The 15,769-nt window shown below is 47.8% G+C and carries 12 protein-coding genes and 1 pseudogene; 11 read left to right on the top strand and 2 right to left on the bottom strand.

The features are described 5' to 3' along the window. Positions 1-192 precede the first annotated feature (192 nt). The 3 genes from AC0YNZ_RS04385 (at position 193) to AC0YNZ_RS04375 (ending at position 5,280) form a co-directional block, all read left to right on the top strand. Positions 193-3,108 (top strand): glycoside hydrolase family 9 protein, encoded by a 2,916-nt coding sequence (locus AC0YNZ_RS04385; RefSeq protein WP_475825424.1) that lies wholly within the window; start codon positions 193-195, stop codon positions 3,106-3,108. A gap of 405 nt (positions 3,109-3,513) precedes the next feature. After that, positions 3,514-3,636: a hypothetical protein gene (locus AC0YNZ_RS04380; RefSeq protein ID WP_475825423.1), complete on the top strand. Its 123-nt coding sequence runs from the start codon at positions 3,514-3,516 to the stop codon at positions 3,634-3,636. A 147-nt stretch (positions 3,637-3,783) separates the two neighbouring features. Continuing rightward, positions 3,784-5,280, top strand: a complete 1,497-nt coding sequence (locus tag AC0YNZ_RS04375) for an alpha-L-fucosidase (RefSeq protein WP_475825422.1) — start codon at positions 3,784-3,786, stop codon at positions 5,278-5,280. A gap of 134 nt (positions 5,281-5,414) precedes the next feature. On the opposite strand, the pseudogene AC0YNZ_RS04370 reads toward AC0YNZ_RS04375, so the two are convergent. Then, positions 5,415-5,648 (bottom strand): annotated as a pseudogene (locus AC0YNZ_RS04370) (IS4 family transposase); the annotation flags it as partial. Positions 5,649-6,016: 368 nt separating this feature from the next. Here AC0YNZ_RS04370 and AC0YNZ_RS04365 point away from each other — a divergent pair. After that, positions 6,017-7,492 (top strand): GMC oxidoreductase, encoded by a 1,476-nt coding sequence (locus tag AC0YNZ_RS04365; RefSeq protein ID WP_475825421.1) that lies wholly within the window; start codon positions 6,017-6,019, stop codon positions 7,490-7,492. A 20-nt stretch (positions 7,493-7,512) separates the two neighbouring features. Beyond that, entirely contained in the window at positions 7,513-9,714 is a 2,202-nt protein-coding gene (locus AC0YNZ_RS04360; RefSeq protein ID WP_475825420.1) for a GMC oxidoreductase, read from the top strand. Positions 9,715-9,783: 69 nt separating this feature from the next. Here the strand turns inward: AC0YNZ_RS04360 and AC0YNZ_RS04355 are convergent, their stop codons facing one another. Further along, positions 9,784-10,623 (bottom strand): helix-turn-helix transcriptional regulator, encoded by an 840-nt coding sequence (locus tag AC0YNZ_RS04355; protein WP_475825419.1) that lies wholly within the window; start codon positions 10,621-10,623, stop codon positions 9,784-9,786. 284 nt (positions 10,624-10,907) lie between these two features. Here AC0YNZ_RS04355 and AC0YNZ_RS04350 point away from each other — a divergent pair, with 284 nt between their 5' ends. From AC0YNZ_RS04350 to AC0YNZ_RS04325, 6 genes are all read left to right on the top strand, one after another. After that, positions 10,908-11,525 carry a sugar-binding domain-containing protein gene (locus AC0YNZ_RS04350; RefSeq protein ID WP_475825418.1) on the top strand — a complete coding sequence of 206 codons (618 nt, stop codon included), beginning with the start codon at positions 10,908-10,910 and terminating at the stop codon, positions 11,523-11,525. Beyond that, a complete protein-coding gene (locus AC0YNZ_RS04345; RefSeq protein ID WP_475825417.1) occupies positions 11,489-11,812 on the top strand; it encodes a glycoside hydrolase family 2 TIM barrel-domain containing protein in 324 nt (107 codons plus the stop codon). The genes AC0YNZ_RS04350 and AC0YNZ_RS04345 overlap by 37 nt, the downstream gene beginning before the upstream one ends. 159 nt (positions 11,813-11,971) lie before the next feature. Next, positions 11,972-12,832 (top strand): helix-turn-helix domain-containing protein, encoded by an 861-nt coding sequence (locus tag AC0YNZ_RS04340; protein WP_475825416.1) that lies wholly within the window; start codon positions 11,972-11,974, stop codon positions 12,830-12,832. A gap of 189 nt (positions 12,833-13,021) precedes the next feature. Then, a complete protein-coding gene (locus tag AC0YNZ_RS04335; RefSeq protein ID WP_475825415.1) occupies positions 13,022-13,183 on the top strand; it encodes a hypothetical protein in 162 nt (53 codons plus the stop codon). A 119-nt stretch (positions 13,184-13,302) separates the two neighbouring features. Further along, on the top strand, positions 13,303-13,959 hold the full coding sequence (locus AC0YNZ_RS04330; RefSeq protein ID WP_475825414.1) for an SGNH/GDSL hydrolase family protein: 657 nt from the start codon (positions 13,303-13,305) through the stop codon (positions 13,957-13,959). Positions 13,960-14,198: 239 nt separating this feature from the next. Continuing rightward, positions 14,199-15,710, top strand: a complete 1,512-nt coding sequence (locus AC0YNZ_RS04325; RefSeq protein ID WP_475825413.1) for a glycoside hydrolase family 43 protein — start codon at positions 14,199-14,201, stop codon at positions 15,708-15,710. Positions 15,711-15,769 lie beyond the last annotated feature (59 nt).

Raw genomic sequence — 15,769 nt, 5'->3', positions numbered from 1 at the left:
AGCAACACAAATCGCCTGGCATGGTATTAAATGGAAGCTGCGTAAAAGTACGCCGTTTTTTCATGTCTTTATCGTGCTATTTTATGGCCTGAATATGAAGGTTAATAGTCAAACTGTGTCATATAATCATTCAGAAGGTCGATTTGTATGCGTTTTCATAAAAGAAAACTATTAAAAAAGGAGACTAGCTTGATGAAAACAAGGAAAAAGTCAAGTGGATTCACCAAATCAATCATTTCCTTATTTGTGTCCGTTTCGCTTCTGCTGATGTGCGCGCTTCCCGCTGCAGCTGATGACAACGATCCGTTTCTGCCTCCCGGAGGCGCAGACTGGAACAAGCTGAAGGAGCTCGCGATCAATGGATTTGGGTGGAATTACGGCAGCCAGACGACGAATGAAACGTATATGGGCCAGGCAGCGAGGAAAATCGCTGTCGACAGCTTTTGGGGATCCAATTATACCCTGAACAGTTGGCAAACCTTCGATTTAAGCCCGTACGAGAACGGCACGTTGGAGTTCGATGCGGTCGGAGCGGTTGGCGGCGAAACCTTCTCCGTGGGATTTGTTGATGTCGTCACGGAACGGTTGGTCAACGGAGAGTTTTTTACGGATAACGATCAGCATCCGCTTCAAACCTCTGTGACTGCATCGATTCCGTTAGGAGAAGAACTTACAACAGAATGGAAACATTATTCTGTTCCGCTGAAGGATATCTTTGATTCCAACAGTATTTTCCGTAGTTCCAGTGTGCAGTTGCTGAACTTCACCGGGGATAACAATCCGAAAACGTTCTGGCTCAGCAATATTGTCATCAAATCGCCGAACAAGGCGGCAAGTTATGCCCCGATCAAGGTAAATCAGGTCGGTTATCCTATTAACGGCGAGAAATACGCTCTGGTGAGCGGCTATTACGACGAGCTGACCGCGATGCCCGGCACTCCTTTTCAGGTGAGAAATGCATCGGATATGAGCATCGCTTACTCCGGCGCGTTGTCCTTGGTCTCAGCGTATGATGCACCCTCCGGGGAGAAGGTGCTGAAGGCGGACTTCTCCGGCTTAACCGCATCGGGCGAATATGTGGTGACTGTTGATGGGGCCGCTGAACCTTCCGTTGCATTCCAAATCGGCGACGGCATCTATAGCACTCTTTTGAAAGATGTGCAGAAGTTCTTTTACTTCCAGCGCGCCAATGTGGATCTGTTACCGGAACACGCAGGGATCTTCGCTAGGACCGGCGCTCGCAAGGATGACTACAACCTTCCGTTCCAATCCAATCCGACGGTCACGAAGGATGTTTCAGGCGGATGGTGGGATGCCGGCGACTTGGGCAAATACGTCACCGTGGGAGCGACAGCCATCTCTGATCTCCTCTGGGCATACGAGAGCTTTCCGAGCCAATTCTATGACAATCAGTTGAATATCCCGGAAAGCGGTAACGGTATCCCGGATCTGCTGGACGAGATCAAGGTTGAAACTGATTTTATTCTCAAGATGCAGGACGAGGCTACAGGAGGCTTCTATGCTTACGTCATTCGGGATGAGGCGCCAAATCGCTTCATTATGGATGGAACTGCAGGCAATAGACTTATACCGACATACCACACCGCTGCTGCAGTTGGGGCCCTGGCTCATGCGTATATCGTCATGAAGGATGTTCCGGGGTTGACGGGTTATGCCGAGACACTGAAGGCCGCCGCTCTCCGCGGATGGAACTATCTGGAGCAGCATCCGGAATTCATCCCGCAGCCGGATGGTCCGTACAACTCTAACAGCGATGCGAACGACCGCTTCTATGCGGCAGCGACGCTGTACCGGGCAACCGGAGAGCAAGTGTATAACGATTACGTCGTCGCTAATTACTTGAATTTCGCTTCTATTTTCGAGGATGAAACGTTCTCGCACAATATCGGCTCCTTGCAAAGGATGGGATTCTATCATTACTTGATGGGGGAGCAGCCGAACGCCGCAGTGAAGACATGGTTTACCGATAAATTCGTACAATGGCGTGACATTCTCATCAACGCCAATAGGAATAAATCGGTGTGGGGGAATTCCACCCTGGATGGATTTTATTGGGGAGCGAACTCCAATAATGCCGGCGTTCCGGTCGGTCTCGCGATCGGCAGCCGCCTTCTGGGATTGTATAATGAAGACGACCTGAAGGTAGCCTCCAGCAATCTGGGCTATCTGCTTGGGATTAACTCGCTTCAGTTGAGCTTTATTACCGGGCACGGGGAGCGCCGAGTGACTAGAACTATCCATGAAGTTTACAATGGAGACTATAACTTGGAGATGCCGAGCGGTTACATGCCTGGCGGTCCGAATAACTTTGGAACACAAATCTATACCTTCAACGCCAAGGCTTACAACTCTTCCTCCATCGACTGGGAAACCAACGAGCAGGCCTTGAATTACAACTCGCCTCTGACCTTCCTGGTTGCGATGTTGTCCCAAACGAATTCGGCTCCAACCGCCTCGATCACCTCGTATCAGGATGGTCAGGCGATCAATCTGAACAGTCCGCAGCTTGACTGGACGTTCCTTGACGCCGACGATGCAGATGTACAAGCTGCCTATCAGGTTCAAGCCTCCAGTAACGGTTGGGAGACGGTCGAACTAGACAGCGGCGAACTGACAGGTGCATCCGAATCCTACACGTTGCAAGGATTGGCCGATGGAGACTGGTCGATCAGAGTTCGCACGAAGGACAATCGGGGCGCCTGGTCGGAGTGGGCGTACAGAAGCTTGATCATTGATACGGTTGCTCCTACCCTGAATGTTGTCCTGGATAAGGAAACATTGTGGCCGGCCAACAACCGTCTGGTTAAGGTAACAGCTACCGTTGAAACGGAGGATGAGCTGTCTCAGGTGGAATCTGTCGATCTGCTGTCTATTACGCCGAGCGTCGCCGCCGACAGCTACGAATCCATGGTTCAACAGGCCGATTTCGGCACATTCGATACGGAATTCATGCTGCTGGCTAAAAAAGCTAAGGGTACGGAGCCTCTTGTTTATACGATTAACTATAGAGCCGCAGATCGTGCAGGGAATGTTAAGGAAACATCTGTCACCGTTACGGTCCCCCATGACCAGTCAGGAAATAAATAATAAGCTCTTCCAGCAGCTTGAGGAACTTGATTTGAATAAACTGCTAATCTAATTACATTACATGAAATTGAAAGAACCTCGCCAGCAAGATTTCGAGGTTCTTTCTTTATCAAAGTTGGGATAAGCTTAGGGTTCACTTTATTTGCTTTCCAATATTTATACGACGCTCTGTATTTTGTTCGGCAGCTTCCTTTAGTATTAGCAACAATAGGGTTGAACGATGTCTATATCGTGTTATTTTATGGCCTGAAAATCAAGGTTTATGATCAAGCAGTGTAATATAATCAATTGGAAAGCGTTTTCAAAAACACAGACTTTAAAAAAAGGAGTCTATCAAGATGTACACAAGGAAAAAGTCGCTTCGATTCACCAACAAATCATTTCTTTATGCATGTCCGTCTCACTATGAAGTTTGACGTTCAATCGGCGGCAGACGGCTTCGCTGCAGATTGGCATCCGACGGAGGCAACCAATACCAAAGCTGCAGCCAAGCCGATTGCTAATATTAAAGCGGTGATGAATTGGTAGGTTCGGCAGTTTCCATGCAGTTGGTGTTATGGAATAGATGAGAGAGGATGCATAATGTTGGATAATTCTGCTAGTGCAAGTTAGGATTCTACGTTTTTGTGTATGCTGGGATAAGGATGTAATCAAGAAACAGGAGGCTTGGAACGCATGGTCAAAACGCAAATCGCCAAGGGTCTTTTCGAACCCACATTTGAATCGCTCAGGAAATTCGAGTGTCCAGAATGGTTCCGTGACGCGAAGCTAGGAATATGGTCGCACTGGGGCGCACAATCGGTGCCGATGTACGGGGACTGGTACGCTCGGAACATGTATTGCGAAGGTTCCGAGCAATACCGGTACCATATTCGCCATTACGGACATCCGTCGAAATTCGGCTACAAAGATATTGTTCAGCTGTGGAAAGCGGAAAACTTCGATCCGGAATCACTGATGGACTTGTACGTGGCTGCCGGCGCCAAGTATTTCGTTGCACAGGCGATGCACCACGACAACTTCTTCAACTACGATTCGAAAATCCACCGCTGGAATTCGGTCAACATGGGACCGAAGAAAGATATAGTAGCACTATGGAAAGCCGCCGCTTCCCGCCGAGGACTGCCTTTCGGTTTGACCGAGCATCTGGGAGCGACGTTCAGCTGGTTTAAATTCAATAAGGGCCAAGATAAGGAAGGCCTTTATGCGGGCGTCCCGTATGATGGTAACGACCCTGAATACGAGGATTTGTATTTGCCGAACCGCGAGCATTATGATCCGGAAAATCTGCTGTCCGAACCGAGACCATGGTATACAACCAATCCTTGGTGGCATCAGCGCTGGCTTGACGTCATCAAGGAAGTCATCGATCTGTACCAGCCGGATCTGCTGTACTCCGACGGCGGCCTGCCGTTCGCCAGCGCATGGGATAGAAAAGACGCTTCACTGGATGATCCTCTGTTCACAGCCGGACTGCAAGCGGTTGCGCACCTGTACAATACCAGCGCAGCGGCAAATGGCGGGGTGAATCGCGCAGTTTATAACCAGAAAGACCGCAGGCAGGACGTTTACCGCATCGGGATCCTTGACATTGAGCGCAGCCAGTCTCCGGACATCAGGCTTGACCCGTGGCAGACTGATACTTGTGTCGGGGATTGGTTCTACCATGTGAAAACCGAATACAAGAAACCGGGGCACGTCATCGAAATTCTGGTTGATATCATTGCCAAGAACGGCAACCTGCTCCTTAATATTCCGCAGAAGCCGGACGGTACAATTGATGACGAGTGCACGTATATCCTGCAAGAGATGGCCAAATGGATCAAGGTTTGCGGAGAAGGTGTTTACGGCACCAGGCCGTTCCACGTATCGGGCGAAGGCCGTTCCCGCGTCGTCATCGACCATTTCACGGAGGACAGGGTAGATTGGAACGCCGGCGACTTCCGTTTCACGCAGAAGGGAAATACGCTGTACGCTTTCCAGATGCGGTGGCCGGAAGATCGTCGCGCCGTCATTCGTACGTTGACGCCAGCAGACCAAGTGAAGTCCGTCCGGTTGCTTGGAGCAGGTGAAGTTCCATTCGAACAGCCGTACGGAGCTCTGATCGTTTCGCTGCCGGACAAGCGTCCGACGCCGTACGTCAACTGCCTGGCGATCGAACTTAAGAATTGAGACAAACGCAATCTGCCCATAATATGAAGGACGCTTCCCAAGTGATGGCGGGAGAGCGTCCTTTACTTTTCGCTTACAATTCGTTATAAATCTGGAGGTAGTTTTCATGAAAATGGGAGTCTATTATGACCCAACCGATAAACAGTATCTTTACAGGGAAGCGATTCACTTTTGTTGCTTTCCAGCATACGAAACCAGTTCTTTTGGTGAAACAGAAGAATGAATACAAGGCGAAACAGGTAGGTGCAAGTAAAGCCAAATTTCTTCTTAAAGCCGGCAGCATTCTAGTGTTTCAGTACTCTCAGTTCTTGGAATGCGGGTTTAATCTCTTTAGGTAGTGGATCAAGTGGCTGTGTTTGATCTATCATATAGAGGACACCTCTTCTGTATGGTAGTGATTGGTCGTACTTTCACTTTACCAAACGAAGCGGTGTTTTTCTATTTCCTTCAAGACCGATATTCATTTGCATTCAAAGCATTGCTGGAGTTGTATTTATGCCGATTTTCGCTCTGCGGAAGTTGAATCATGATGATTAAACAGGCGTTCCCGATAAGGGGCGTCTGTTATATATTTCATGATTGTTAAGGGGGAACAGCATATCTATATTAATAAAGCAAAACTTCCCGTATAACAGCACAGAAGACCTGGCCATTCTTATAGAAGTGAACAATTTCATATACGCATTGTTTATAACATACACATGTGTAATAACCAGATTTAAAAGGTGGTGAAACAGTGCATCATAAATCGATTTCAAATAAAACTATAAAATTCTCTTTGAATCCGCATCGTGAAAATACTGTATTCCAAGATCAATGGATTCCTCTCACGCCGATCGAGAAAATGTCGGAAACCAACTATGATGTGATCATCGTCGGCACCGGGGCGGGGGGCGGTGCCGCCCTTTGGCGATTATGCGAGCAATGGGGAAGAAACGGCAAACGGATCGGAGTCGTAGAAGCCGGGGATTTGTTGTTACCAACGCATGCAGAGAATCTTCCTACTGTAAATGGGGAAATGTGGTCTAAACTGTGGATCAGCAATGTGGAATTCATTGGATATCCTGATCTCCCTGGTGGTATTGACTTAATAGCTCTTGGCGGGCAAACACTCTTTTGGGGAAAGGAATGCCCCCGCTTTGACCCGTCGGATTTCATAACGTGGCCAATTACTTATAAAGATATCTTGCCCTATTATTTAATCGCTGAAGAGGTAATGAATGTGACAACAAACTACACGAGAGGTTCCGCCCTTCAGCAAATACTGCTTGATCGTACTCGCTCCAACGGGTTTCCCGAGGCGCAAACGATGCCGATCGCACTCGATATAGAAACAACGAAATACGGACAGGTTCATTCCAACCCTATGTTCAGCTCCATTAACTTCCTCGCCTATGCCATTAATGTTCGCTCCATTGATCTCTCGGTTAATACTCCGGCCGTACAGGTTCTTACCGAAAGGGGAAGAGCCGCAGGAGTTAAAGTGATGACCTCGGATAAGAAGACGTATACGTTATCGGCGAAAACGGTGATTCTTTCGGCAAGCACCTTTAATACGCCTCGTATTTTGTTGAATTCCAACATTCCGGGCGAAGCCATTGGAAGATATCTCAGGGAACATGCTACTGTTTCCGCTGATGTAAAGAGTAGAAGAGACGAATTTCCCGAGGTGTTAGGGACATCACGGATTTATGTTCCGGATTCGGCTGAACGCGAATTACAATTGCTCGTTCTCGGGCCCGGACTAGCTCAACCATTTGCCGAGAAACCGCTTGCTGAAGAGATTAACTTTAGATTTCAAACCTACGGAACTCTTGAACCAAGACCTGATAACCGCGTCTTTCTCGATCCTGGAAGACTCGATCCATATGGCGTTCCTCGATTGAACGTCCAATATTCATACAACAGCCGAGATTTGGAGCGCATTGAAAGAATGTTTGAAGCTACAAAAAAATTTATATCCAGTCTGAAATTTACACTTCAAGAACCGCCTAACTTATGGCCAGCCGGCAATCATTCGTCAGGAACTTGCCGAATGGGCAACGATCCTGCTACTTCGGTAACCGATGCTTATGGGCGAGTCCATGGGATAGCAGGTCTCTACGTTGCAGATAACAGCGTCATGAATCTTACCAGCGGTTCCAATCCAACGTTAACAACTGTTGCATTGGCTATTCGCACGGCAGACCATATCATCGAAACCATGATATAAGCGAGGAGATGACATGCAGGATGCCTAGAGAGACCCAAGCTTTAAAACCGTTCCATATCGTGTTCATAGCTGGAGAAGACGAATACAAATCGGAACTGACCCTGCCTATGGTAGCGAAGGAAGCGCAGCAGTACGGAGCGCGGACAACCGTATTGACTGCTTATCCCGACCCTTCCAACCCTTCCAACATCCCTGGACTGGAGGCGCTTGAAGATGCGGATTTGGCCGTTTTCTTCCTGCGTTTTCGGACATTGCCCGAGGAGCAATTTCGCCATATCCGCAATTATATCGAGAAAGGTAAGCCGGTAATCGGACTTCGCACCAGCACACATGCATTTCGTTATCCAGAAGGCCATCCGCTTGCGCCATGGAACACCAAATTCGGAATTGACGTGCTTGGCGCTCCATATAAAAGCCATTATGGACACACCTCGAGCACAAATGTTACCGTGAACCCAGAGGCGTATACGCATCCGATCATGAGCGGAATGCCGGTAAATTTTTCAAGTCCATCTTGGTTATATTATATATTGCCTTATCCCCTACCCGAGTCGTCGGAAATATTGTTGTTGGGAAATCCGGTAAATCCTGAACCGGGTGAGGTACCGCCCGTCGTAAATCCAGTGGCGTGGACCTTCAGAAACTATGCCGGAGGACGCACATTCACGACGACAATGGGTCATCCCGATGATTTCAGAAATCCTGTTTTCCGTAAACTTCTCATGAATGGATTTTTTTGGGCTTTGGGTTTGAATCCTGAACAACTTCCTCCGGTTCGTGCATACCCGGAATCTAAACAGTGGATTAACATTACACCCATTGAGATGATGGCGGATACCGATTATGATGTGCTGATCGTCGGAAGCGGAGCTGGCGGCGCAGCCGTTCTCTGGCGGCTATGCGAGCAATGGAAGGGAACAGACAAGAAAATCGGCATGATCGAATCGGGTCCGCTGTTATTGCCGTCGCATGCCCGAAATCTTCCGACCTTTAATCAAGAGCGGTTTGTCCGCTATTTTGAAAATCCCCGGATTATGGAATATTTGGAATTTGGACCAGAATTTCCAGATGCCAAAATTCTAAGGGCTCTTGGAGGAAGAACGCTTCAATGGTATTTGATGTCGCCTCGATTAACACCAGACCAATTCCTCCCCTGGCCGATTCCTTATAAGGACATAACTCCTTACTATCTGATCGCTGAACAAATGATGAATGTGACCACCAAGTATGCAGAGGGTTCGGATATTCAGGAAGTCATTCTCAATCGCCTTCGATCAAAAGGATTTCCGGATGCCCAGGCTTTGCCCTCTGCCATTGATCTTCAAGTTTCCCAGTACGGTCAATTTCACTCCGCAGTCTTTTACAGTTCCATCAATTTATTGGCTTACGCCTTGAATCTCAGACCCTTTGATTTGGCTGTAAATACCCGGGCGGTCCAAGTGATGACCGACAATGGAAGAGCCTCAGGCGTGAAGGTCATGACCTCCTCCAAGGAGACATACACGATCAGGGCCAAGACGGTGGTGCTATCAGCAGGCACATGGGAGACGCCGCGCCTTCTTCTTAGTTCCGGTATTCCCGGGAAAGCCATCGGACATTATTTGGTTACACATCCTAAATTGACCGCTGTCGCCAAAGGTAGGCGGGATCAATTTGGCGAAGTATCGGGAATTATCAGCCTCATGATACCAAATCCCGATAATTACAAATTGTTGATTACCGGTATAGGCATTGATCCTGAAGATTATTATTGGTATGCCTTTAGAGATAAACCGTTTTTGGATGAACTAAAATTCAGATTTTTCGGTCCCGGTACGATGGAAGCGCGTTATGAAAACCATGTGTATCTTAACCCTTCGAAACGGGATGATTTCGGCATGCCCAAATTGCAGGTTGAATTTTCCTACAGTAATCAGGACCGGGTCATGATTGAAGAGATGTTCCGATTTATGCGAAATGCGGTGGCCGCGATGGGGTTGGAATTTGATGTGGAACCCTTCCTGCTTTCTCCGGGGAATGTCAATCATGAATCCGGAACCTGCCGGATCGGAATCGATCCGGATACTTCGGCAACCAACTTGTACGGTCAAATCCACGGTGTACCCGGTCTTTTTGTGGCTGACAATAGCGTCGTGCGTCTTACGGGACCTGCGAATCCAACGCTAACAACCACAGCTTTAGCCATTCGTACAGCCGATTATATCATCGATCAAATGAAATAATTGGGCAGGTGCCATGCCGAAACGGTGGTGAATAAGCTTGGTAGATGGTTCTTTTGTGCGTTATAGCATTTATCCTTTCATATGATTGCTTCTGAATTCACCCGGCGTCATTCCTTCAGACTCCATAAATTTTTTGTTGAAATAGCTAAAGCCCGGATAGCCGGCTCGTTTCGCGACTTCTTTAATCGGGATGATCGGATGGCTAACCAATAAATGCTTGCTTAGCTGAATTCTGCATTTCGTAATATAGGAGACGGGCGTCATCCTAATTACTTTCTTGAATAAGCTGCAAAAATAATTCGGGGTATAGCCGGTTGCAGCAGCCCATTCCTCGAGAATGAACGGAAGATGGGCTTTGCGCTGCATCTCGGGCAGCAAGGCCAGCATTTTCTGGGCATTGTCTACCCCGCGATAATGAGAGAATGGAGTGGCGCTGCTAAGAAATTCAATAAGCACGCTATAGGTGAGTGCGGATATGCGCGAATGGCGAAAAAAATTGTTTTGTTCGATTTCATCGAGAAGGCTTATGAAATTACTCTCGAGCAGACTGCCGTCTTTGATGTTCCAAATGCCCGATTGATGATAGCCGTTTTCCGCGACAAACGCAGGCAGCGTGCTGCCGTACATTTGTATCCAAAAAATATTCCACGGATCCTCTTCCGAACGGTAATACCGCATTCTGTCATTTGGAATATGCCAGAACGCATCTCCTTCGCGAAGCTGGAACGTTTCGCCATCGAGCTCTATAAACCCGCTTCCGCTTGCCACATAATGCAGGCTATAGTCTCTGACGCCGTCGGGGCGATTGACGTTATGATCCGTTGGCTGCACGAAATTTCCAACAGAGTGAGGAAAGCAGAAGAAACGAAACTCAGAGAAGTTAGGCAAGTAGAATTCTCGTTCAAACAAGGAGATCACCTCTAATAAAGTTATTTAAACAAATCATAATATAGTTTTAATCATATTAAAATAGTGTTATATAAATTGGTTTATATTCTGAATATACTAGAAACATAAAATCATATATTTATTTTACTACTGGAAGGGATATTACAAAGCATGGCAATAAGCTTGACCAAAAGGCATCAGACGTTAATCAACAACGATTGGACCTTTATGTATGGGGATATTGTCGAGGGCAAAGAAGTTTTATTCGATGATTCGAGCTGGTATGATATCGGAATTCCGCATTCATGCCTTATTTCATGGAGAATGAATTTTATGTAGGCTACGGGTGCTATCGCAAGCATCTTGCCATTCAGTCGGAATGGCTAGGCAAGAGAATATCGCTAGAGTTTCAGGGGGCGTTCCAGGATGCCGACATCTATGTCAACGGCGAATGGGCCGGTATTCATAAGGGTGGATATACGGCATTCCATATCGACATATCGGAACTCGTATTTGAGGGAGATAATTTGCTCTTTGTGGGGTTGAATAATCTGTGGAATCCTCGTCTTGCTCCGCGAGCGGGAGAGCATGTGTTTAACGGAGGCATCTACCGTGACGTCAGCCTCATTGTTACCGAGCGCGTGCACGTCGCTTGGTATGGCACTTTCGTTACGGCTTCCGATGTTTCCGCTGAAAGCGCTGCCTTGAAGGTCAAAACCGAAGTCGTGAACGAAGAAGCGAAAACGGCGGACTGCTTGCTTGTATCCATCGTGGAATACCAAGGTACGGACATTTGTGAGATGAGAAGCCGTCAGTCCATCGAACCGGGACTAAGCTTTGAATTTTACCAGCAACAGCTGAGCATTATGACATCATCGGCGCCAATGTGCATCAGGATCATGCGGGGTGGGGTGACGCCGTAACAAGAGCAGGCATTGCTCGGGATGTTAAGCTGATCAAGGACTGCGGCATGAATTTTATTAGAGGCTCTCACTACCCGCATCATACACACTTCTCCGCAGAATGCGACAAGCAAGGACTGTTGTACTGGTCGGAGCTTTGCTTCTGGGGAATTGGGGGCGCTAATACGGAAGGCTATTGGGCAAGCAGCGCGTATCCGGTTCGCGAGGAAGATAAAGAAGAGTTCGAAGCCAGCTGCATGAGGGCGCTGCATGAGATGATCCGAACGAATCGCAATAAGAAGAATTGATATTCCAATAACACTTCATTATTTCAATATGATGCAGAATATTGATATTAAAATTCGTTTTTATTTGATGTACAAGCGATTGTGAATATGACTAATATTAGATCAAAAGCGGGCCGAGAAACATTTCGAGTGGCTAATACCTGATAAAGGGGGGGGATCTTGATGAACGTCTATTTGGAATGGTTCGCGAAGGATGAGCAGTTTCCGTTCTTTATTCAATATGGCGGACACGACGAGGACACAGACCTGCATAAGCATTTCGACTTCTCCGAACTCGTGATTGTGTTGAATGGGAACGCAACGCATATTGTCCATAATGAAACCTCTTTTATTAAGAAAGGAAATGTATTTGTCATCAACGGCGAAACCCCCCATGCTTACAAAGATCCTTATGATTTTAAAATTTGCAATATTATGTATCGGCCTGAAATGCTGCGGGCGGCGGGTTCGGATCTAAGGACTTCCAACGGTTTTCAGGCGCTTTTCGTTTTGGAGCCCTTTTACCGCAATATTCATTCGTATCAAAGCAAGCTCAGTTTGTCGATTCACAGCCTGGATTATGTCTCTACGCTCATCTCTGTCATGATCGACGAATATAACAACAAGCTTCAGGGATATCAGACGATGCTGATTTCCCGGTTTATGGAGCTAGTCGTCTATTTGTCAAGGCAGTATGACAATCAGGAAAAGGATATACCTGGTAATCTGATGCATTTGGCGAATGCGATCTCCTATATTGAAGATCATTATCTCGAGCCGCTAACATTGGAGGAAATCGCGGAAAAATCTGATATTTCGGTCAGGCATTTGAACCGGATCTTCCAATCCTATTATCAAACGACCCCTATTGCCTATCTTCAACGGCTTCGTTTGGAGCGCGCATGCACTTTGCTGAAGCATACCAATCTCACCATTATGGAGATTTCCCACGAATGCGGGTATAACGACAGCAATTATTTCACTCGTCTGATTACCAAAAATTACGGTCTCTCCCCAAAGGCCTACAGACTGAATCGGTAAACATGTGAGCGCGTTGGTTTCCCAGTCGATTTATCACCTAGATCTATAGTGGGATGAAGTTCGTTTTTATATGATGTACAACTGTTTGAGAAAAACAATTACAATTACATCGACAGTGCCTTATTGCTTTTTTGGTTGGAAAACGTTTTCTGAAAAACATAATTGAAACCTATTAATGGATACTGGACGGTGCTCAATGCGAAAGCGTACCAAATCTGGAACGAGAAGCTGGACGAAGCGATAGAGAAAAATATGGATTCGAAGGCGGCGCTGCAGCAAATCGAAGACGATCCCGTGATTGGGAGGGAGGGAGAAAGCCGATCCCTCAATGATAATCTTCCCTTCGCCTGAAACCGTTTGCAGCCAATGATGAAATGGATAACCGTCGCGTCTTATGACCCTCTCCTGAAACGGATTGTAGCCGATAATTTCAATGTAAAAGGGTACGAATAAAATAGGAGGCTTTCTCAATGAACCAGCAATCCAGAACGATTTTATTTCAAGGTGATTCCATTACCGACGGTAGTCGGGGCCGCAACGAAGATCCCAATCATATATTGGGTCACAGCTACGTCTTTATCCTGGCAGGGAAGTTTGGATATGAACTGGCTGGAGAGCGGCCGCATTTTATCAACAGAGGCATCAGTGGAGATCGGGTATCGGATTTGTACGCGCGTTGGAACGAAGACGCAATCAGCCTGAAACCGGACCTGATCAGCATGCTGATCGGCGTGAACGATGCCTGGCGAATTGTTGAAGGGCTGCCAAGCGGCGCTACCGACCGATTCGAAAGAGCGTATCGGCATTTGCTTGAGGAGACCAAAGAGGTGCTGCCGCATACCGGGCTGGTCATATGCGAGCCGTTTGCTTTAAAAACGGGCTGTACGGTGGAGAAATGGGAGCTGTGGCAAAAACAGCTTGATGAATATAGCGGCATATCGCGCCAGTTATCCGAGGAATTTAATGCAGTGTTCGTTCCTCTGCAGGCGGCGTTCGACAAGGCAGCGTCAGGCACGGAAGCTGCTTATTGGTTATGGGACGGCGTTCATCCGACGGCAGCCGGTCATGAGCTTATAGCCCGCGAATGGTTGTCGGTCGTTCAAAATAGTCCGCTGGCGATTCGCTGATTCGTTCATGCTCAGCATGCACTCAAGCTTTATATACCTCCAACCGCAATGGTTTGGGGGTATTTTTGTGGAATGAATCATCCATAATCGGAAGATGTCTATATCATGCTATTCGCTGACCTAATAATCAAGGTGTGATATTAATCGGTGTTATACAATCGAAAATGAAGAGAGATCACCAAAAGTGATTCTCTTTTTTAACCGTATGAAAACTTTTGAACGATTAGGAGTGCAGCATTGTGACGTATATCAATCCCGTAATTCCTGGATTTTATCCCGACCCGAGTATCTGCCGGGTCGATGATGATTATTATCTGGTGACAAGCACTTTTGCCTATTTTCCTGGCGTCCCTATTTTTCACAGCAAGGATCTTGTCAATTGGCGCCAGATCGGACATTGTCTCACAACCGAGCGGCAGTTGCCGCTGGCAAACACTTGGATCTCGGGAGGGATCTACGCCCCGACGATACGCTATAGCGACGGCTGGTTCTACATGGTGACGACGAATGTGAGCGGGATCGGCAACTTCTATGTCCGCAGTAAGCAGCCGACCGGTCCATGGTCCGATCCAGTACCTGTCGCGCAGGGCGGTATTGATCCTTCTCTGTTCTTCGATGAGGACGGCCGCGTATACTTTCAATCCAATTGTAAAGGCAATGAAGGCTATGGCATTTATCAATGCGAGATCGACATATCGACCGGAAGCATGCTGACTGAGAGCCGTCTGCTCTGGAAGGGAACGGGCGGAGCGCACCCGGAGGCTCCTCATCTTTACAAGATCAACGGACTTTATTATTTAATGATTGCCGAAGGAGGCACGGAATACGGGCATATGGTGACGATTGCAAGAAGCGGAGATCCCTACGGTCCTTTTGAACCATGTCCCGCGAATCCGATCTTGTCTCACAGAAGCTTGAACAGCAGCATACACGCAACCGGGCATGCGGATCTGGTACAGGCGCATGACGGAAGCTGGTGGGCGGTGTTCCTGGGCATCAGGCCTGTCTCCTATCCCTTCCGGCATCATCTGGGTCGGGAGACGTTTCTGGCGCCCGTGTCATGGACATCTGATGGCTGGCCGATCATCGGTGATGGCGGCAGGATCGAGTCCGTTATGGAGGCACCGCAGTTAACTGAAGTCCGGTGGCCGCCGAAGGCAATCAGAGATGATTTTGACGATACAATGCTAGGCTTCGACTGGGTCTTCCTGCGTAATCCGGCGCCGGACAGCTGGTCACTTCGCGAATGTCCGGGGCATCTTGCGCTTCGTGGAAACAAGACGTCGCTCGACGATGCCAGCGCACCCGCCTTTGTGGGGCGCCGCCTGAGCCATATGTCATGCAACATTGCCGCCCTACTAAATTTCGAGCCGGTAAACGACGGTGAGGAAGCCGGACTTACCGTATTTATGAACGAAAGGTATCATTATGATCTGGCCGTAAAGTGTAAAGAAGGACGTAAACTAATTGTACTCCGGCGCACGGTGGGGTCATTGAGAACGGAGCGCACGCTGGACTGCGCAGAGGGTAATGTCGTACTCAAGATTGAGGCTCGTCCGGAATCATTTGGCTTTGCCATTCAGCAAGACGGATCCAATGTTCTTGAATTGGGTTCGGGAGAAACTCATCTTCTCTCAACGGAGGTAGCGGGCGGCTTTACGGGAATACTCATTGCGATGTATGCCGTTTGTGAAACGGGGCAGGGTTCGTCGGCGCTCTTTGATTGGTTCGACTATGAGCCGAGAGATTAATATTGGACGTTCTTAGACATCATGAATGTTGCCCCTCTCGCGTTCGTAGCCAAAGGTTT

The sequence above is a fragment of the Paenibacillus sp. J2L1-98 genome (genome assembly GCF_056269405.1).
This window is presented reverse-complemented; position numbering and strand designations above follow the sequence as displayed.

Excerpts from the sequence above, each read along its gene's own strand:
- AC0YNZ_RS04385 (WP_475825424.1), top strand. The coding sequence starts at position 193 with ATGAAAACAAGGAAAAAGTCAAGTGGATTCACCAAATCAATCATTTCC.
- AC0YNZ_RS04380 (WP_475825423.1), top strand. The coding sequence starts at position 3,514 with ATGAAGTTTGACGTTCAATCGGCGGCAGACGGCTTCGCTGCAGATTGG.
- AC0YNZ_RS04375 (WP_475825422.1), top strand. The coding sequence starts at position 3,784 with ATGGTCAAAACGCAAATCGCCAAGGGTCTTTTCGAACCCACATTTGAA.
- AC0YNZ_RS04360 (WP_475825420.1), top strand. The coding sequence starts at position 7,513 with ATGCCTAGAGAGACCCAAGCTTTAAAACCGTTCCATATCGTGTTCATA.
- AC0YNZ_RS04350 (WP_475825418.1), top strand. The coding sequence starts at position 10,908 with ATGCCTTATTTCATGGAGAATGAATTTTATGTAGGCTACGGGTGCTAT.
- AC0YNZ_RS04330 (WP_475825414.1), top strand. The coding sequence starts at position 13,303 with ATGAACCAGCAATCCAGAACGATTTTATTTCAAGGTGATTCCATTACC.